The following is a 19,520-nucleotide window of genomic DNA, read 5'->3' as shown; positions in this document are numbered from 1 at the left end:
CATGAAACTAAGAAGTTTTTATGTGTTTTATGTCCATAGAAGAATAGAAACTTGACACTACGTGCTTGTAAAAAAGAGGGTGGGGGTGATACGGAGTGGTAGAGTCTGCAGAAGAAACTATTAAACGTATTTTTGGAGATTCTGGATCTTCTCTCGGCAGTGAATTAGCTGATGTGGCTTCACGATATCATGCACTTGAAGGAGTCGAATATCCGCATCCTGCGCGAACACGTTTTATTGCAGTAGCTAATCAAAAAGGTGGAGTTGGCAAAACAAGTTCTACTGTTAATCTTGCTGCAGCAATGGCAATCGGAGGATTACGTGTACTCGTAATTGATATGGATCCTCAAGGTAATGCGTCTACAGCATTCAACATATCTCATCTTTCAGGGGATTTATCTGTATACGATGTTATTGAAGGCCGTAAAACAATAAGTGAAGTTAAGCAGACTTGCCCAGATATTCAGGGTGTAGATGTAGTTCCAGCTTCAATTGATTTAAGCGGTGCTGAATTAGAACTTGCAGATATGGATGATCGCAATAATTTGCTTAAAAATGCTGTGAATGAATTCTTGAATAATAGCGAAGAGCATTACGATTACGTATTTATAGATTGCCCTCCGTCTCTCGGATTGCTTGTTATAAATGCTATGTGTGCTGCTCAAGAAATGTTGATTCCAATTCAAGCTGAATATTATGCTTTGGAAGGATTAGGTCAATTAATTCGCACGATTGGATTAGTGCAAAAACATTACAATCCTATTCTTGTAGTTTCAACTATGCTTGTAACAATGTTCGATAAGCGTACACTTTTAGGCCGTGAAGTTTATCAAGAAGTTAAAAATCACTATCCAAATATTGTTCTTAATACAACAATTCCGAGAACTGTAAAAATATCTGAAGCGCCAAGTTTTGCACAAAGTGTTATTACATATGATTCACGTGGAACAGGTGCAGTTTCATATCGTGAGGCTGCATTAGAAATAGCGCGTCGTTCTGAAACAGTATTATCAGTCATCGCTGCAAAAGAAGAGGAGAATAACAAACGATGAGTGGAATGAAGTCTCGTTTAGGTAAAGGCTTAGGCGCATTGTTCCCAGCATTGCCAGGTGAAGAAGAATTAGTATCTCCTCAAGAACCTCAAGAAGATAATCAAAATGTTTCTCGTGAAACAAATGGCAATTCATCGTTATCTGTTGCAAAATCTGCTGAAATAAATAATGGCGATGGAAATAGTCGCGAGCACGAAAATAAAGACGAGTACAATTCTGAAAATAAAAATGCAGAGAAGCAGGAAAATACTCAAGATGAAGATAAAAGCGTAAATCATTTTTCCAGGTCTAGTGTTTCACATGAAACTAAAGTGCCTAGTATTACGCATGCTATTGCTCCACATAATAATGAACTTCAGAACAACAATACAGTTTCACATGAAACAAAATCTTATGACAATAAAAGTTTCAAAACTGGTAAGAATAATAAAAGATCTGCAATGCCTTCTTTAGAAGATGTGACAAGACCTATTGATTTCTTCTTCGGTGATTCTGCTGAAAGAACATTTGTAAGTGATAAAAATAAGAGTGTTTCACATGAAACGAGCAATAATAACAATGGTTCTGTAGAAGATAAAAATAATACAGAAACCGCAGAAAATCAAGGATTAAAGCCTGTTGAAGGTGGATATTTAGAGTATGTTAAGCCTTCGGATATAGTTCCAAATGCTCAACAACCGCGATTAATTTTTGACGAAGAAGAACTTAGGGAACTTGCTGCTTCTATTAAAGAAGTTGGAGTTCTTCAGCCAATCGTTGTTCGTAAAATCGATAAAAATAATTCCGAAAGTACTCTGCAAAATAACAGCTCTGCTCATTATGAATTAATAATGGGTGAACGACGCTGGAGAGCTTCGCAACTTGCAGGTTTAGATGTAGTTCCTGCAATAGTTAGAACAACGTCCGATGAGCACATGTTGCGCGATGCATTACTTGAAAACTTACACAGAGTTGCTTTGAATCCGCTAGAAGAAGCAGCAGCGTATGCGCAAATGATTGATGAATTTGGATTAACTCAGATTCAACTTTCTCAGTCTGTATCTAAATCTAGACCGCAAATTGCAAATACTTTGCGACTTCTTAATCTACCTCTATCGGTACAAAAACAAGTTGCTTCAGGATTGCTTTCATCTGGTCACGCTCGAGCGTTGCTAGGCTTGGAAAATGCTGAAGAAATGGAAGCAGTAGCGCAAAGAATTATCAACGAAGGGCTATCAGTAAGAACTACTGAAGAAATCGTGTCTCTTAAAGGCGTAGAAACAGGTCGTAGATCTGCTCCTACTCGTAGGCAGCGGAACGATAGGTGGGCTTCATCTCCTATACGCCATCAGTTAGAAGAGCATTTTTCTACTAAGGTTTCAATCAAAGGAACACCTAAACACGGCCATATTGAAATCGTGTTCTCGTCTCCTGAGGATATGCAGCGAATAGTAGATATGCTGATGCTGAATCAAGAAAATAAGTAGTTTGATTTACAAAATTTGTTTTGCTACTAGTTAGGCAGAGATTTGAGATTTTTCGCAGCGAAAGAGGCGAGCCTCAGCGTCGCTAGATGGTGACTCGCCGAGAGAGCAAGAAAAATCGAAAAATCTCGGTGATTAACCAAAGATTAAAAGACTAAACATGCCAAGAGCTGTCGAAGTTTCTCTTAGAGCAATGTAAAAATTTTGCGATGAGAGAGATCTTTAGTGCCACTTTTCATCGCGCATGCAGTAACAGCTCAACACTTCGCTGGCGGCGGAAGTCCACTGGACTTCCACTCTGTGCCAGCTCACTCATCGAAGGAGCTTAAAGCGCACTATGCTGCTTTAAGCTCGGTCGATTCGCAACTCAGCAACAATAGAATGGATCTTACCGCGCGCTACGCTTTAAGCTCGGTCGATTCGCAGCAACACTAGATAAGGAATTTTGTAAAAATAGTCATAGGCTTTTAAAAAAGGAATCGCGACTAAAATGTCGTAATTCCTCTTCTAAATAGCTCCGAGTAATTCTAAGTAAGTCTAGTTAACTCGAATTAACTATAGCCAACTTGAGTTAACTAGATTAGTCCTTAAGAAAATAGCCTTTTAGATTATTTTTCCTCAAGTTCTGTTAAATAAGACTGCGCATCAAGAGCTGCATGGCATCCCATCCCAGCTGCAGAAATAGCTTGACGATATACGCTATCTACAACATCTCCAGCGGCAAAAACTCCAGGAATTGATGTTTTAGTAGACGTGCCTTGCACGGCAATAGTCCCATCTGAATTAAGCTCTAAAGATCCATGCAAAAACTCAGTAGAAGGAGTATGGCCAATTGCAACGAATATTCCTTCAGCTTCGATTTCACTAACTTCGTTAGTTTTCACATTGCGTACGGTAACAGATTTGGCTTCCGTATCCGAGCCGTTTACAGACTCAACGACGCTATCTAAAACGAAATTAATTTTTTCGTTTTCCTTAGCTCTATCAACCATAATCTTAGATGCGCGGAATTCATTACGGCGATGAATAATAGTGACGGAAGATCCAAAACGAGTGAGGAATTGTGCTTCTTCAAAAGCGCTGTCTCCGCCTCCAATAACAACAATCGGTTTCCCACGGAAGAAGAATCCATCGCATGTAGCACAGTAAGAAACCCCTCGGCCAGAGTATTGCTGCTCTCCTGGCACGCCCAATTTGCGTACCTGTGAGCCTGTAGAAACGATTACAGCCTGAGCTTCATACAACATTCCGTCTCCGGTTGTAACGCTTTTTATAGGCTTATTAAAATCAACATCCTTAACATCGTCATAAACGATTTCTGCGCCGAATTTTTCTGCCTGCTTTTGCATAGCGTCCATAAGATCCGGCCCTAAAATTCCATCAGGGAATCCAGGATAATTTTCTACTTCAGTAGTATTCACTAATTGTCCACCTGGAGTAAGCGCTCCTGCGATAACTAGCGGATTGTATCCTGCTCGCCCTAAATAAATTGCAGCAGTATATCCGGCTGGACCTGAACCAATAATAATTGCCTTGCGTGGTTTATCTGTCATAAATCCCCTCATATCTTTAAAACGCGCCTGAGCTTTGTTTAAATACTTCGTTTGAATGCTTCGTTTAAGATTTTCGTTTAAGATCTTCATTTAGATGAAGCCTTATAAAGCCTCATGAAGCATTATCAATCATTATTAGTAAATCTTTGCATAATTAATATACAAACTATTATTTGGCATACTTTCCCTAGGAACCCACAACAAGAAGTCCTGAGCCTTAACAGGATGCGTAAACTTGACTTCAGTCTTACCACTTTCATCAAAAGTGAACTCTGCTAATTTATCACCGCTATTTGGGTCGTCTTTAGTATTAGCAAAGAGATATCCGCGTCCTCCGGAAGAACGTATTGAAATAACGAATTTATATGCCAGTTGAGGCTGAGTTAAATGCATGTAATATCCGTAGCCGTCCATATTAGAAGGCCTGTTTAAGAATTGACGAATATCTACTTCATACGCCGTTTTGTTAACAGGAATTGCAGGAGCTGGTACAGCTTTAGCGTATTTGCGGCCTTCAGGAACCTTACGACCTTTAGCTTTTTCTTCAGGCAAAATGCCGCGACTGCCAAAAGGCACGCTGTTAATGTTTTTACTATCCCAAGGATTCGCGTCCATGAAAGAAGACGAAGAATCTCCATGGTTTAATAATCCATGTAAAGCTAAGAATGAGCCAGCAACAAGAATTATAACCATTGCGCCAATTGCTATGACTTTAGTAGATAAGCCACCAAAAATCTTAGCGTCAGCAATATCGTTCGCGTTTTTACGAAGTTGATTCTGTTTGTTTAAGCTTGCAGTATGCTCGCGAGGCTCAAAGCTTGGAGGCAAGGATGAGAACGAGGAGACAGTGTGCAAATCCGTATCCGTATCTTCAAGAGATTCTTCTCGCAAAGCTCTAGCTGACTCTTCTCCAGGAGCTATAAAATGACTTTGATTGTCGACCACAGGAACTCTGCCTGTCAGTTCAGTTTCTTCGCCAATAAGCGCATTTACGCGTGATAAAGGTTCTGTATGGTGAGCGTTTTCAGTGAGCAAATCTGAAAAATCAAAAACATTAGAAGCAACTGTTGAAATATGATCTAAATCTGTATTTTCGTTGCCTTCAGTTGAATTGCCTGAATTGCCTGAATCACTAGACGCACTTGCATCATTAGAATAGTTAGAATCGTTAGAATTATTTTCATCGACCCCATTATTTGAATTCTTATTTATAGGATTTTCGACGTTATAAGAATTACCTGCGTTAGAATCAGAACTTTCATCATCAACAGTCTCAGAAGATTTCTTGGCTAATTTACGGTAATCTTCCTTTATAATTTGAGTTCTTTGCTCAGAAAGAGGGAATAAGGAATCATCCGCATCTAACTCTGTAGGAGCCAAAATACTAGCCATTTCTGCAGCTGCAATATCGTGGAAATCTACGTCAAAACTGCCAGTGCTTGTAGTATCAACTCCAACTTCATAAGAATTTTGTGTTTCAAAATTATCAGAAGATTTTTCAGACTTTTTATGAGAATTACGTCTGAATAAAGTTCCAATAGTTTTTCCTGCTTTTCTAAGACCTGTTCCAGCTGCGGATACAGCAGCAGAGTGTATAGATGAGGCAGCGTTAGATGCAGATGCAGCAGATTCTATTTCTGAAGCTTTTGCGGATGTAACTGAAGAAGCTGCGCTATTAACACCATTAGCAATACTTACGCCCAGGAACCCTTTTTTCGATGAGGATTTTCCAGCATTCCCTTTGCTTGAGCTACTGTCAGATTTATTATCTGAATCATTTGAATTAACAAGCATAGAAGGAATATCTTTAGCGTTTTCATAAGATCCGATTGATTCAATTGCAAAATTTTCATTTAGCAATCCAGAATTTTCAGCTTGCTCTAATGCTGAATCAAGTTCATATTCGTTTTGTGAAAGACCTTCAGGGAAAGGCAGAATAGTTTTTTCGTCACTTGGCTTTAGTTGTACGGAATTAATTGAAGCTTCGCCTTCTAATCTTGGTAACAAAATGTCTTGAGCGCTTAAATTGCGAAGCTGAGTATATGTGCCAAGTAATGCAGAAAGTTCAGCTATTGAGGCCATTGGGATAACTTTTGAATCCGCTTGGCTGTTGTTCTGATTATTAACTTTCGCTAATCCTCGCTTGCAAATCATACGAAACTCGGAAGGTATGTTTTCAGGAAGGCGAGACATGGAAAAATCTTGCAAATTTTGTGACTTTGTGCGTGTAAGAAGTGCATAAAGAAGTGCTGCTAATTGACGTGTTGCAACTTGTTCATAAAACTCAGGAGATGGAGTTTGTATATTTTCCGCGCTGTTTGACTTGTTATCATCCGCAGAATCAGATTTATTTTGTAGCAAAGTTACATCTTTAATCATAGGGCTAACAGGAGTATCTGCTAGCTCAATTCCGCGTGCTGTGAGCCTCACTGTGTCAGTAGAAATAGCATGATGTGTTATGCCATTAGCGATCATTTTGCTTACAATGCTTGCGGTTTCTGAAACTATAGTGCGTATAGCTTCGTAGCTCAAAGGATTTAATTGGACTTTTTTCTTTTGTTTGAAATTATCTGAAAGATAGTCGCTTATGCTTAATCCAGAATCTAAAGCTGTAATAATAATCGCAACATCGTCAATATGTTGAAGTTGTAAAACCTGAGTGAATTTACTGCTTCGAGCAAGCGCAAGAGTTGAAGAAATAGTGTTAATTTCAGGCAGGAATCTTGAGTCTCTTACGATGAAAAGCTGGCAATCGCGAGCTAAAATATTGTCGCTTGTCTGCCAAACCTGAAGTTCCTCGTCATTACGCAATGGAGAAATCAGTGCGTAACGGTTTAGAACTACATCTCCTAAACAAGGTTTCATCTATTGCTCATCTTCCTAGTTTTAAAAAATACATATGCCGATATCAATATTCTAGTGGCGACGTGCCATAAGTGCATCATACTTTTTGTGGATTTTGTAACAAATATATTATTAGTGGCGTGTTTATTACATTTTTTGCCAATTCTAAAATTATCTAAGTTATTTTGAGCTATGGGATCTTATTATTCTCGGCTTACGAGGCGTATCGCTATTGTCTTTTGTTTCAACGTTTTTATTTGTTTCAACATCCTTATTCGTATTAAAGTTCTCATTTCTTTCAATGCTCTTCTTAACAAATCCAAATGAAGCTAGAGCTGGAATTTTAGAAGATATTTTATGCATGAAAGAGTTATATATTGCAGTAAGCTCTTCAGTCTTCAAAACAATTAAAGCGCCAATGTAAGAGATAAGAATTGCAATAGTTAAAATAAAGCATATAAGAATCGCGTGAATCCATCTTAAAGCTCCATGAAGCTGAGAAGATTCAATGTTAATTGCCTGCATAACAGGTTTTCTTACTAGCATCGTAAAGGCAATAGAAACAACAGTAGCAATCGCGATTTTAATATGTGCAGTAAGCAGTCTTGAATCATCTAAATCGTTGTTAAAACGTTTCCTAAGCACCCATATAAGTGCTGGGAATGTAATAAGAAATTCAATCGTAACTGACGAACTTAAAACTTCCACCCATTTCATAGGTGGGAATATCTGTATGCATGCGACAAGTATCAGAAGCTCAACTATTACGCCAGCAAGAGCAAAAATAAACGGTCGTTTTCCATCTTCAAAAGCGTAGAAAGTACGTTGAATAATTAGATATGCGCTCGCGAAAGGCAAACTAAAAGCTAATAACATTAGCGGAGGTGCCATAAGATGCGCTTCATTAATATTTATAGACGGCAACAATGCTAAAGAAAGAGGTAGTGGCATAGTTACGAAAGCAATCAAGAAGAAGCACATAAGAAGACTTACATGTCTTAAAGATTCACTCAAATCTTTTCTTGCTAAAGCTATATTATGCTCTGCGATTGAGCGTGAAATCTTAGGGAATATTGCTGTAGCTACTGATACCGCTATAAGCGAATACGGGAGGATGTATATAGTGTATGCATTTTGATAAGTAGCATTACTGGCTACGTAAAATTGATCAATCCCAAATCTAGTTTTTGCAGCAAAAGGCGCGCTTGTGATTATATGCGTAGTGGCCATAACTGATAGCTGAGTTATAAGAACAATTCCTGCGCTCCAAGCAGCAACAGGACCCATAGAACGCAATCCGATACCTTTGATTCCCCAGCTAGGCTTGTAAACAATACCTACTTTTGTTAAAGGTATGAAAAGTAGTAAAGCTTGTACTGCAACGCCTAAAGTCCAAAATCCTGCTGTTAGTAAAATACTGCCGCCGTTCCAAAAACTTAAAGGTTTTGTAGTAGCTCTGCCAAACAAGATAATAAAAGTTGCAAAGCCAATGCAGCTTACTACATTTGCGGCTACAGAGCTCCAAGCGTACATGGCAAATTTGCCTTTAGCTGCTAAAATCTGCCCTAAAACTGTGTATAAGCCATAGAAGAATATTTGTGGTATACACCACAAAGTAAAAGCATTAGTTAAGGCAAGCATTTCTGGACTGCCACCCGCGTAAAGCCAAGTTAACACAGGTGTGGAAATGCCCATAATAATCGTCACAGACAATAAAAGAATAATGGCGAAAGTAATAAGTTTGTTAAGGCGATCTTTGGCATCTTTTTTCTCTAAAGTTCGTACGATTTGAGGTACGAGAACGGCGTTGAAGATTCCTCCAGAAACAAGAGTGTAAATAAGCTGCGGAATCATAGATCCGGCTTGATAAGCATTGGCTGCTAGGCCAGTTGTTCCTAAAGCTGCAGCAAGTAAGATTGTGCGAATTTGGCCCGTAACTCGCGAGGCTGCGGTGCCACTGGCCATAATAACTGAATTTCGACCTACTGAGCTCATTCGTTTGGATCCTTCTTACGGTGGAATTGCCTCCAAAGCCCCCATATTCCAAGAGCGAAAGCAAACATTATAATAATCGTACCGCTTTTATCGCTAATCTGTAGAGTCCCTGTAATAGTGGTGAATTGCGATTGTGAAAAAGTATCGTGTTGTCTATCTTCTAAGCTTAATGTCGCTTTAGTTTGCGTTGATGTAGTAACTCGAACAGGCAAAGTTACTTGAGTTTCGCTATTGGCTGGCACGCTAACAAGTGTTTTTCTGGCTAAAACAATTTCCATGGATTGCGTTGTAGCAGCTACATAAACTTTTATAGGATAAGGATGAGAGTTGCTGACAACAACAGGCAAAGATGCTGTTTCGCTAACGACCGTTATATTTTTAGGCGGAATAATACGAATTCCTGATACAAGGCTGTTAACAAGAGTTCGTGTTGTAAATTTGTTTTGATTGCTGTTGTCGTTTTGTTTCGACTTTTCTTTATCTGTTTGGTTTTTGTTTGCTTTGTCTGTACTTTTATCAGTGTTTTTGTTGGCATCTTTAGCATTTGCGTTTTCGCTGTTTTCGCCGTTTTTGCTGTTTTTACTATCTTCGTTGTTTTCGCTAATGCTATTCTCTGTGGTTTTATCAGGAAGCTTAGATTCTTTTCGTACAGAATTATTCTTATTTTCTTTTGATTGATTATCAGAAAAATGCGATTTTCCGCTATAAGAAAGTATTTCTATTAATGCCATTTCGTCAAAAGCATTAATAAGTTGATTTCCCCAAGTCTTTGAGTTTATTGCTTTATTAAGATTACCCATTTTTGCGTGCTGTTTTGCTAAAGCCTGGGCGTCTCCAGCGTCGCTTTTTTCTTTATTGATTTTTTTATCGTCAAGAATATTGTTATTAAAGTTCAGTAATTTTTCTCTATTTTTAGTTAATTGCTGCAGCTTATTATTTCTTAATTGCGTATCCTCAGAGTTTAGTCCACTATTATCTGGAACTAGCTTTCGTAAAACGTTATTTTCAAATGGCTCAGATGAAGTAAGAGATTCAAAATCCTGAAGATTAATCCACGGAGATTTTTCTAGAGCTTTCATTACGGCATCAACCGTATCGCTGCTAGTTTCAGAATCAAAAGTGACTAGTAAGTGACGAGATGCGTAAGGCTGTTCCATCTGATAAAACGCGCTTTGTGCAACTAATCTAATAATTCGTCCTGCTTCTGTGGATTCAGCTGTTGATAATTCGTTTGTTGCTTTACCGTTCGCTAATCGCGTTAAAACTTCTTGTGAAGAAAGAACCTTAATTTCTCCAGCGTTAGTTGGGATTTTGTATACGCCAGTGTTTATAGCAAAACGATTTGCATTAGGGTCAAATCCATTTGTGGAAATAACAGTATTGTATCCGTTAATTTTAGCTTGCGTTAAAGCGTTAAGAGTCCATTGTCCACTTGTTTGCCAAGCGATAACAGGTGTTTTGAGATCCTTGCAATTTATTTCGTTATGAGATTTCTTTTGCGAATCTTGTAGCGATCCAGCTATTTTGCAAGATTCTTTAGCTGACCATTTTTCTGGCGCGATTCCAGCAGATTTATATAGGCTTGGATAATTATCTTCTGCGTAAGAGCTTATATCAAATCCATCTTTCTGCATAAATAAGTTTGGCGTATAGAGGATCTTTGATATTTTTAGCGTTTCAGGATCTGCTATCGTCTGTAATTTATTATGTTTTACCGCAAGATTTACCTGTTTAATAATTCGCTTATCTTCGCTTTGATCTAGTGAAAGTGTTGCTTTTATTTCGCTAGGGAAGTTGAATACAGAATGATTTGCAGAGCTATCTTTTGAACTATCTTCTTTTTCTTTAGTTTTTTCTTTAGAGTTATCGCTAGATTTGTTATCTTTAGTATCTTTGTTATCTTTAGTATCTTTATTTTTATTTTCAGTTTGACTATTTCCAACGTTTTCTTCTAATTTATGTGCTGGAATAGTTACTTTCCACTTGCGAGGATTTGCAAGAATTGGCATAACAGCTGTTATATCGATAGGCGGAGTATTAGGATTTGGTAAGCCATCGTTTGATCTAGTTAAGAAAGATGTAAGTGAAATATAGTGCTTTCCATCTTCAGAAGTATATGTAATTAATAGCGGCTTTGGTCCCCAATGGCGTATCGCCTTAATATTAGCGGAGTCTGATTTTACGTCAACGTTAATAGTTCTCGAGCTATTAGCTGCCATAGTTTTTACAGATGCTGTTCCTAAAAGCTGCATAGTTGGTATTCGAGATTGGCCTTCTGACCACTTTTGCATATCAGTTCGAGACGCAAAAGTGTGATATGGGTTCACGAACACATTTACTGTTCCCTTAGGAAGAGTCTGATTTTTAGCAGTATAAAGAGACACAGATAAGTGGTATCCGCTTGTTTCAGTAACTACAGGTGTTGCTTGGAGAATTTTTAAAGAAAGACCTTTACTTAGCAGATTTGTGCGTTTAAAGGTATTTGTTTTGTGTTTGGCTCTAAAAGAGTTAATATTCGATTTTTTGCTGTTGTTAGCTCTGTTATTAGAGCTGTTATTGTCGTTTTTGTTTGTGCTATCGCTGGCACTATTGTTTGTACTATCTTTGGTGCTATCGCTGACTTTGCTATCGCTTCCGCTGCCATTATTGCTTGTATTACTGTTAGCGTCATTGCCATTACTACTACTATTTGATTCAGCAGCTATAGCATTACGATTCGGATTAAAAGCATGATTGAAAAGTTGGCAATCTGCTATGCTAACTACGCATAAAGCGAGGCACAATATAATAGCGCAAGCAATATCGCCCAATCGTTTGATGAGTGATGTTGATTGTTTATTCGCAATTTTCATATCTGTTAGACCGCCTATTCGACTTTCTAGCATAAAGCCACGCTATTTTGCGTTCGTTTGGATAACTAAGAATATTATTAAGCTCGGAAAAATCAACCCAACGAGCTTCTTCAGCTTCATGATCCGGATCGCCAAGTACAGATATTTCCCCACTTAAATATCGCAAAGCAAAATGATGCACTAATTTATGTACTCTCTGACTTGTGCCAGTAAACCAATAATCAATAGTGGCTATTGAATCAACAATCTCGCCTAATATACCTGTTTCCTCGCGTATTTCACGAACAGCTGTTTGTTGAGGTGTTTCGCCCTTCTCTATATGACCTTTTGGAAGACACCATTCTAGGTGTCCGCTTCTGGAATGTCGTGCAATAATCGCGACACGCCCGAGTGAGTCAAAAACAAGACCTCCGGCTGAATATTCTCTCACAATTGGCAATTCTTGTGAGTCTAAAGAAGCAAAAGTTTTTGGTATTTCCGAGCTTCTTCTTTGAGGCATCAATGCTGGAGAAGGAGTGAAAGAAATTTCTTCACGCAGCAAAGATTCTTCAACTCGAATCACATTTTCTTCTATGTCTTCACCTGCTGAAAATACTGGTATATCAATGAAAATAGACGAGTCTTCATCTATAATTTTCTGCTGTTGCAAGTATAGCGATTTCGCTACATCCAGAGGTGTTACAGACTGTTTTTTAGGTTTTTGAGCATGGTTACCCGCGCTCTTGGCGAGCATGCGTTTCAAATCTGCGGGAGTAACCATACTCTCAACCATACTCAATCCGCTGTGCATTGGGGTAACGGTATGCTGGAATGTAGTTTGTTTGAATGCTGAAAGGGTGTCGCTAAGCGTGTCTGGAAACTTTGAAGTTTGGCCTGAAGCCATAGAATTAGGACGTTTATTTGCCGAACATAATTATGAGCTTGCATTAGTAGGTGGGCCTGTCAGAGACATGCTTCTTCACAGAGTGTCGCATGATCTTGATTTTTGTACTTCTGCTAAACCAGAGGAATTTGAGCCTATTCTCAGATCTTGGGGTCACGATGGCTTTTGGGATATGGGGCGAAAATTTGGCACTTTAGGTGCTGTTAGACGACGTAAAGATGGTACAGAAGTAAAAGTAGAAATTACAACATATCGTTCAGATGTTTACGATGAGGATTCACGTAAACCGGAAGTTCACTATGGAGATACTTTAGAAGGGGATCTTTCTAGGCGAGATTTTACTGTTAACGCAATGGCTTTGCGTGTACCAGATATGGAATTTATAGATCCATTTGGTGGAGCAAACGATTTAGCTAAAGGTGTATTAAGAACTCCTGTAGACCCTCGTCAATCGTTTGACGACGATCCACTAAGAATGATGCGCGCTGTAAGATTCGTCGCTCAACTTGGTTTTACGATTGAAGCTAGTACCGCTGAAGCTATTCTTGAAATGGGCAGCCGTTTAAATATTGTTTCAGCTGAACGTATTCGCGATGAGTTAACTAAAATGCTACTATCGGATCGTCCTCGTAAAGGCATAGAAGCTTTTGTCGATTCAGGTCTTGCAGAATATGTTTTGCCAGAAATTCCAGCTTTGCGTTTAGAAATAGACGAACATCATAGGCATAAAGATGTTTTCGAACATACGATGATGGTTCTCGAACGCGCTATTGCGTTGGAAACTGATGAAGACGGAGCTGTTCCTCGACCAGATTTAACACTACGTTTAGCAGCGCTTATGCACGATATTGGCAAGCCGCGTACACGCAAGTTTGAAGACGGAGGGAAAGTAAGCTTCCACCATCATGATGTAGTCGGCGCAAAAATGACAGCCAAGCGTTTGAAAGCCTTGCATTGCGATCATCATCTTATTGAAGATGTAAGCGAGCTAGTGAATCTTCATTTGCGATTCCACGGTTATGTTGATGAGCCTTGGACTGATTCTGCCGTAAGAAGATACGTTAAAGATTCCGGCCATTTATATGAACGATTAAATCGTTTAACTAGAGCGGATGCTACTACTCAGAATCGTCGTAAGTCTTTGATGTTTGAGCATGCCATGGATGAGATGGAAGATCGCGTGCGACAACTAAAAGCTCAAGAAGATTTAAACTCTATTCGTCCAGATTTAGATGGCAATGAAATCATGACTTTGCTTAACGTAAATCCGGGGCCTGTGGTTGGATCCGCTTATAAGCATATGCTTAATTACCGTTTAGATAATGGTCCTGTTGAACATGATGTTGCTGTTCAAGAATTGTTACGATGGTACAACGACGAGTATTTAGGTAAGTAGTAATCTCAGCCGAACGGCTATGCCGTGAGGACAGACGTTACGCTCTCGTGAGGAACAGAATTTTATAATTTTCCTATGCAGTGTTGCTGAGCTCTCGGAGTTTCTCTCATCGCAAGATTTTTACATTGCTCTAAGAGAAACTCCGAGAGCTCAGCAACATTTGTTAGGAAAATCTCATAAAATAGGTAAGTCTACACGCATGCTTATGCGCTTATGTAGTGTTTATCTATCTTTATTGTCGACTTTGTGTTTTGCAGCTTTAGGCAAATTTGTAATTGAATCTGCATCCTTGCAATTAGAGATAGGCACTATTTCTGCGCCAGATGGAGGAACATCCGCCTTTGGTCGCAAATTCCTAAAATCTGATCCAAGTACAACGTCAACAAGGTCATCTTCGCGATCATCCATGCGCAAAATAACATTGTTAAAATTACTGCTCAACGTATAAGCGTCATTTACAGCTTTTTTCCCAAAGTAGATTGTTGTTCGCTTTACGCCTTGAGTATTGTTATTGCCGATTTCAATCAAATTAAAACCGCGAAGTCGTAAAGCTTCACCGACAGCGCTTGCGAAGCCTCTGAACTTAGTGCCATTTAGCACGCGAATTCGCACTATACGCGAATCTAGATAAGAAATCTTATCCCCATTCTTACTTCTCACTGGGCATGGGGCAATGAAGCCATAATTTTGATTATCGTTTTTAGCTTTTGGAGCGTTTAATCCAAAAATATGAAACTGAATTAGAAAAGATATGAATGTAGCTACAATTAGGACAATTCCAACAGTAAACATTACGGATTTAGTCTTCTGATACATGAACTCTTTGCGAGCAATGCGCTCATCGTAATTTTGCGCCATGATACTCCAAATCTATCCGTATAAATGTTTCTGCTATATCTAATATTCCAATGCTCGTGTATTGCTCATATTTGCTTATATATTCCGTTATTGAATTTCAACAGTTGCGAAATACTTTTAAGTTATTTAAGTCATGAGCAAAACACATCACTTTACCCGCATTTTACTTACTATGCATGACCTAGAGCTACTTGAGTATAACTTGCTGCTTTTGCAAGAGCAAAAAATTCGTCGCACGTAAGTGTTTCCCCTCGCCGAGTCGGATCTATTTTCGCAATCTCATAAGCAGATTGAGGCACGCGATTTTTTAGAGCGGCATTTAGAGTCTTCCTACGTTGCTGGAATGCTGCATCTACAAGTGCAAAAACGTTTTTTCTTTCGTCTTCGCTCCCCTTACTATCGCAGTATCGAGTGAATGACACTAAAGCAGAGTCAACATTTGGGGCAGGCCAGAATACGTTTCTTCCTATAACACCAGCTTTTTCTGCATTACCGTACCAAGCGAGTTTTACGCTTGGGGTTCCATAAACTTTGTTTCCAGGTTGCGCGCATAATCTGTCTGCAACTTCCTTTTGAACCATTACTACGAAATGCTTCAAGTTATTAAACTTTTCCAATAAAGTCAAAATAATCGGTGTTGCAACGTTATATGGGAGATTAGCTACGAGAGTAACAGTTTCAGCGTTAGCAATGGCAGGCAGATCTTGTGGCGTTACTTCAAGAGCATCTTTTAATAGCACAGTAAATCTATTAGTTGCCTGAGGCATAAATTCTGCAACTGTATTAGGTAATCTTTTTGCTAAAGGTGGGTCGATTTCTACGGCTGTAAGATTTGCTCCAGTTTGCAAAATAGCCAGCGAAAGGGATCCTAAACCAGGTCCAACTTCAAGAACTGTGTCTTTTTCGGTAATGCCTGAAATATGGACGATTTTTCTTACAGTACCAGGGTCGATAACGAAGTTTTGTCCAAATTTTTTAGTTGGAGTAATACCCTCTTCAGCTGCGATTCTTCTTATATCAGCTGCTCCGAGTAGTTGTCCTTCGTTCGCATCGTTGAATTGTGTCAATTTAATACCGTCCAGTTAATGTAATCAAATTAATGTCGTCCAATTTATATTTAAAAACTATTAGATTTTTTATTTGTTTTTGTTTTTTATCTTGCTTTTGTTTTGCTTTCTAACTTTGTTTTTTGACTTTGCTAGTTTTAGCGTTAATTTTGCTTTTAATTTATTGGGCTATTTAGTACCAGCCAATCTTACGTGAATGTTCAACAGCTGCACTAGGGCTTCCGTATCTATTTAGTATGTAATTTAGTCCCCAATTGATTTGTACAGATGCGTCATTTCGCCAGTTAGGGCCGCCTCCGCGCGATACGTCACCTAGTTTGTCAGCAGGATAAGCTTGCGGTATTCCGTATGCGCCAGAGCTTTTGTTTTCAGCATCCCATCTCCAGTGCGATTCGCGATTCCATAACCAAACTAAAGCTTCCCAATCTTTTCCAGTCCAGCCTAATTGTGCGCAAGCTGCCTTTGCATAAAGTTTAGCTTGTTCAGGAGTTGCATGAATCATGCTATTGCTATTTTCTGGCGCTGGAGCTGGAGCTGGAGCGTTTGAAGCAGGTCCATTTGCTGTATTATCTGCAGGCTTTTGAGTTTGCGTATTTTGTGAATCATTCTTCTGCCCATCGCTCTGGCCCTTATCTTTGGATTGACCATTGGATTGACCATTAGACTGGCCTTTAGCAGAGTTTTCAGAGGATGTGTTAGAAGAATTATTATTGGAATTATTTGAAGGATTTTGTTTATTAGTATTTGTTTTTTGCTTATTTTCGGACGTCTTTTCTTTTAGGCTTTCAGAATTATTTTTATTATTCTTTTTAGGCTTACTCTGATTATTTTGTTTAGGATTTTTTGTTGTAGTTTTATTTGTATTAGCATGCTTAGTTTGTGCTTTTCCGCCCACTAATACTACAGAATCTATAACAGGTTTAATAACTTTTTGAGAAGCAAGAGTAGCTGATTCTGCTTTGCCATCAACGTATGTGACGTTATAGACGTCTTCTCTCTGCCCATTTACGCCAGCTGTTTGTACAATACGAGTTCCTATAGGAAGATTTGTATCTGTGATAGTTTGCGTATCAAATGGTATTGTTACCGTGCGTTTTTCTTGTCCGTGAGTTACTCGCAATATACGCAATATTGTTTTATTATTTTCGTTTTCTACGGTAACTCGATCTTCTCCGCCTAAAACAATTCCTAAGGAATCAAGGATAGAGCTAACTGGAAGTTTGCCGTTAGGTGCAACTCTTGTTTTCCCATCGCAAACTACAGTTACTGGACCTTCTTTATTTACTGATAAACCTCCTGAAAGTTTGTCGTAAATATTTTGAAGATTAACTGTTATTTTTTCAGCATTTTTTTCGTTTGCTCTAAAGAATCCAATAAGCTGCTCTATGCTTGTAGCAACAGTCCAGAACTGTATTGTTACTCCGTCAACAGTAACAGTAGTTTGATAAGAGCTTCTCACAGTAACAGTGCTGTGATCTGTGAGTATTCCTCCGGAAGATGTGATTACTTGGTCGTGGGTTTTTACGTGTATATTTTGTTCTTCAAGAAGACGCTGTGTGCTCATTGCATAAGTAGTTACTATTTTAGACTTTCCATTTACAGTAAGCGCAACTGCTTTTCGAGAAGAAAAAACGAAGAATCCTGTGCATATAAGAGCGATAGTTATTACGCAAGCTATAACTCGTGCTCGTCTAAACACAACAAAGCGTTTTGGGGTCCATCGACGTATCATGCAACCTCACTTCCCGAAATCAGAATTTAATTATAACTAACTATTAATATGAATGCGATTGAAAATAAAGGCTTTAAACAAAAATAGAGTGTTTATTTTCAAAATATAGCTAGTTTACGAAAAAATGAAGTCTGCAAATCAAAAAATAATATAAATTTGCGATATTCGAATTAACTTAATCAACCTGAATTAACATGGGCTAATTTGAGACAACTTGAGTCAGTTGGATTTCTTCTGATATTGGGTATGAAAAAGGGGCGGGAGAGAAGGGGATTTTCCCGCCCCTGCGAGGTGGAGCAGGTTGGGGGACGCTCCACTCTCGATTCTCGGAAACCCTGAGTTGGGGGAAGGTTTCCGAGTTCTTACTCGCAAAAAGACTACTTCTGTATTTATGCATTGTTTACGTATTTTCTATGTTAACGCGTAATTGTTGTAATTCAAGCTAGCGCAACATGTTAATAACGCATATTTGCAAAATATCGCAGTATCAAGACAGCGCATATTTTAGTTATATTTTTTGCTTATGAAAATAGGCGAATTTAAGCTAAAAATTCAGAAAATAAGTGCTAATTCTCAAAATAAAAGGGAAAAAGATTAAAACAAGCAGAAATTTTAGGATATTTTATTATTTAAGTTATTCTCGGAGCCTTCTGTCGGGATCGAACCGACGACCTGCCGCTTACAAGGCGGCCGCTCTGGCCATCTGAGCTAAGAAGGCAAAGCGCATAAATATACGCGTTAGCAAAACATTGATTAGTGTACCAGCACCTCCTGCCAGTGGCAAGTGTGCACGTGTCATATTTAAAAAGTATTAAATCGTGACGGCTATGTTTTACTTTGCTTAATACTTATGCGCGATATTTATTTATAAATGTTTATAAGTCATTTGGCTTGTGAGAATCGTCAAGCTTTGGCTTTACTGTGCTTGAACCGATATCCTTCTTATTCAATCCAATAGACTTCAAAACGGCATCTATTATTTCAAGATTCTTTTTGCTTGCTGCAGGTATATCAACAAGTTTTCCGTTGATTGTGACTGTTGGGGTAGTCATAGCGCCTGCGTTTGAACCGCTAACATTCCACAATTCCTTACGATCAGGAGTTGTGCCGTTCATGATTTTTTGCCACTTCAAGTAATGACGGTTAAATGCGACCTTAGCTACATCTTCTGGGACGCCAGCTGCCACAGCTTGCTCAGCGAGTTTTTCATTGCTTACCGGCTTGTAATCTTCGCCTTCGCTTGGCTGGAAGTTTTCAGCGAAAATCTTGTTGATGAATTCAACAAGATGTTGTGGGTTGCTATCGTGATCTGCAATGTAGTAAATGCCACCCATAACTCTTGAGGAATAATGATCGCTAGACAAAGTGTCGAGGAATGACATTGGATAAATTTCCAAGTTAATTTGGCCGGCTTCCATCATTGATATAAGTTCTCTATCTGCAGAGCGGTTGAAGCTTCCGCATCCTGGGCACAGGGAATCGGAATAAACGCCAATGGTAGGAACTCCACTAACAGGATTGTTATATCCGTTTTTGCTGATAGGAATACCGCCATCTTTATTCATGTTGATAGGCTTTTCCGAATCTTTAATATTTTTAGCTGCTTCGCGAGCTTGTGTTTTTGCAACCTCTTTTGGATGATTTGAATTAGAAAGAGTTGTAGAGAGAATAACTCCTACAAACATGCATAAAATCACTACTACAGTAACGATTAATGCTACTAATTGATTTCTGTTGGTTTTTGTTTCCATATTGCCTATCCTTTCGATTTTCTTCTGCTTTTCTTTCGCTATCCCCTTTGCGCGCAACACAATTGCGAAGTATT

13 protein-coding genes and 1 tRNA gene are annotated in these 19,520 nt (G+C 38.8%); 4 read left to right on the top strand and 10 right to left on the bottom strand.

Features of this window, described 5'->3' with window-relative positions:
* The first annotated feature begins 95 nt into the window (after positions 1–95).
* The 3 genes from HXT51_RS04510 to HXT51_RS04500 all read left to right on the top strand — a co-directional run bounded on the left by HXT51_RS04510 (position 96) and on the right by HXT51_RS04500 (position 2,950).
* Complete coding sequence (locus HXT51_RS04510) at positions 96–1,052, top strand: ParA family protein (RefSeq protein WP_421776269.1); 957 nt, start codon at positions 96–98, stop codon at positions 1,050–1,052.
* Positions 1,049–2,518: a ParB/RepB/Spo0J family partition protein gene (locus tag HXT51_RS04505; RefSeq protein ID WP_421776268.1), complete on the top strand. Its 1,470-nt coding sequence runs from the start codon at positions 1,049–1,051 to the stop codon at positions 2,516–2,518. Before HXT51_RS04510 ends, HXT51_RS04505 begins: the two co-directional genes overlap by 4 nt.
* 222 nt (positions 2,519–2,740) lie before the next feature.
* Positions 2,741–2,950: a hypothetical protein gene (locus HXT51_RS04500; RefSeq protein WP_421776267.1), complete on the top strand. Its 210-nt coding sequence runs from the start codon at positions 2,741–2,743 to the stop codon at positions 2,948–2,950.
* A gap of 173 nt (positions 2,951–3,123) precedes the next feature.
* Here the strand turns inward: HXT51_RS04500 and trxB are convergent, their stop codons facing one another.
* From trxB to HXT51_RS04475, 5 genes are all read right to left on the bottom strand, one after another.
* Positions 3,124–4,068: a thioredoxin-disulfide reductase gene (trxB, locus tag HXT51_RS04495; protein WP_103084597.1), complete on the bottom strand. Its 945-nt coding sequence runs from the start codon at positions 4,066–4,068 to the stop codon at positions 3,124–3,126.
* 135 nt (positions 4,069–4,203) lie between these two features.
* Positions 4,204–6,933 (bottom strand): kinase, encoded by a 2,730-nt coding sequence (locus HXT51_RS04490; protein WP_421776266.1) that lies wholly within the window; start codon positions 6,931–6,933, stop codon positions 4,204–4,206.
* Between the two features lie 159 nt (positions 6,934–7,092).
* On the bottom strand, positions 7,093–8,907 hold the full coding sequence (murJ, locus tag HXT51_RS04485) for a murein biosynthesis integral membrane protein MurJ (RefSeq protein WP_421776265.1): 1,815 nt from the start codon (positions 8,905–8,907) through the stop codon (positions 7,093–7,095).
* Positions 8,904–11,759, bottom strand: a complete 2,856-nt coding sequence (locus HXT51_RS04480) for a DUF6049 family protein (protein WP_421776264.1) — start codon at positions 11,757–11,759, stop codon at positions 8,904–8,906. Before HXT51_RS04480 ends, murJ begins: the two co-directional genes overlap by 4 nt.
* A complete protein-coding gene (locus HXT51_RS04475) occupies positions 11,743–12,519 on the bottom strand; it encodes an NUDIX hydrolase (RefSeq protein WP_180978579.1) in 777 nt (258 codons plus the stop codon). Before HXT51_RS04475 ends, HXT51_RS04480 begins: the two co-directional genes overlap by 17 nt.
* 88 nt (positions 12,520–12,607) lie before the next feature.
* Between HXT51_RS04475 and HXT51_RS04470 the strand changes: the two genes are divergently transcribed.
* Positions 12,608–14,038: a CCA tRNA nucleotidyltransferase gene (locus HXT51_RS04470; RefSeq protein WP_103084400.1), complete on the top strand. Its 1,431-nt coding sequence runs from the start codon at positions 12,608–12,610 to the stop codon at positions 14,036–14,038.
* A 222-nt stretch (positions 14,039–14,260) separates the two neighbouring features.
* On the opposite strand, the gene HXT51_RS04465 is transcribed toward HXT51_RS04470, so the two are convergent.
* From HXT51_RS04465 to HXT51_RS04445, 5 genes are all read right to left on the bottom strand, one after another.
* Positions 14,261–14,896, bottom strand: coding sequence for a LytR C-terminal domain-containing protein (locus HXT51_RS04465; RefSeq protein WP_421776263.1), 636 nt, complete (start codon positions 14,894–14,896; stop codon positions 14,261–14,263).
* 170 nt (positions 14,897–15,066) lie between these two features.
* Positions 15,067–15,978 carry a 16S rRNA (adenine(1518)-N(6)/adenine(1519)-N(6))-dimethyltransferase RsmA gene (rsmA, locus tag HXT51_RS04460; protein ID WP_421776823.1) on the bottom strand — a complete coding sequence of 304 codons (912 nt, stop codon included), beginning with the start codon at positions 15,976–15,978 and terminating at the stop codon, positions 15,067–15,069.
* A 157-nt stretch (positions 15,979–16,135) separates the two neighbouring features.
* Positions 16,136–17,695, bottom strand: a complete 1,560-nt coding sequence (locus HXT51_RS04455; protein WP_415692411.1) for a G5 domain-containing protein — start codon at positions 17,693–17,695, stop codon at positions 16,136–16,138.
* A gap of 644 nt (positions 17,696–18,339) precedes the next feature.
* Positions 18,340–18,413 (bottom strand) — tRNA-Thr (locus HXT51_RS04450).
* 157 nt (positions 18,414–18,570) lie between these two features.
* Complete coding sequence (locus tag HXT51_RS04445; protein ID WP_421776262.1) at positions 18,571–19,446, bottom strand: DsbA family protein; 876 nt, start codon at positions 19,444–19,446, stop codon at positions 18,571–18,573.
* Positions 19,447–19,520 lie beyond the last annotated feature (74 nt).

The organism is Gardnerella sp. KA00255, assembly GCF_049244095.1.
GTDB classification, from domain to species: Bacteria; Actinomycetota; Actinomycetes; order Actinomycetales; family Bifidobacteriaceae; genus Bifidobacterium; species Bifidobacterium vaginale_F.
This window is presented reverse-complemented; position numbering and strand designations above follow the sequence as displayed.

Bases quoted from the DNA above. Each gene is read 5' to 3' on its own strand.
- HXT51_RS04445 (WP_421776262.1), bottom strand. From the start codon at position 19,446: ATGGAAACAAAAACCAACAGAAATCAATTAGTAGCATTAATCGTTACT.
- murJ (WP_421776265.1), bottom strand. From the start codon at position 8,907: ATGAGCTCAGTAGGTCGAAATTCAGTTATTATGGCCAGTGGCACCGCA.
- HXT51_RS04455 (WP_415692411.1), bottom strand. From the start codon at position 17,695: ATGATACGTCGATGGACCCCAAAACGCTTTGTTGTGTTTAGACGAGCA.
- HXT51_RS04475 (WP_180978579.1), bottom strand. From the start codon at position 12,519: ATGGTTACTCCCGCAGATTTGAAACGCATGCTCGCCAAGAGCGCGGGT.
- HXT51_RS04505 (WP_421776268.1), top strand. From the start codon at position 1,049: ATGAGTGGAATGAAGTCTCGTTTAGGTAAAGGCTTAGGCGCATTGTTC.
- HXT51_RS04490 (WP_421776266.1), bottom strand. From the start codon at position 6,933: ATGAAACCTTGTTTAGGAGATGTAGTTCTAAACCGTTACGCACTGATT.
- HXT51_RS04480 (WP_421776264.1), bottom strand. From the start codon at position 11,759: ATGAAAATTGCGAATAAACAATCAACATCACTCATCAAACGATTGGGC.
- trxB (WP_103084597.1), bottom strand. From the start codon at position 4,068: ATGACAGATAAACCACGCAAGGCAATTATTATTGGTTCAGGTCCAGCC.
- HXT51_RS04465 (WP_421776263.1), bottom strand. From the start codon at position 14,896: ATGGCGCAAAATTACGATGAGCGCATTGCTCGCAAAGAGTTCATGTAT.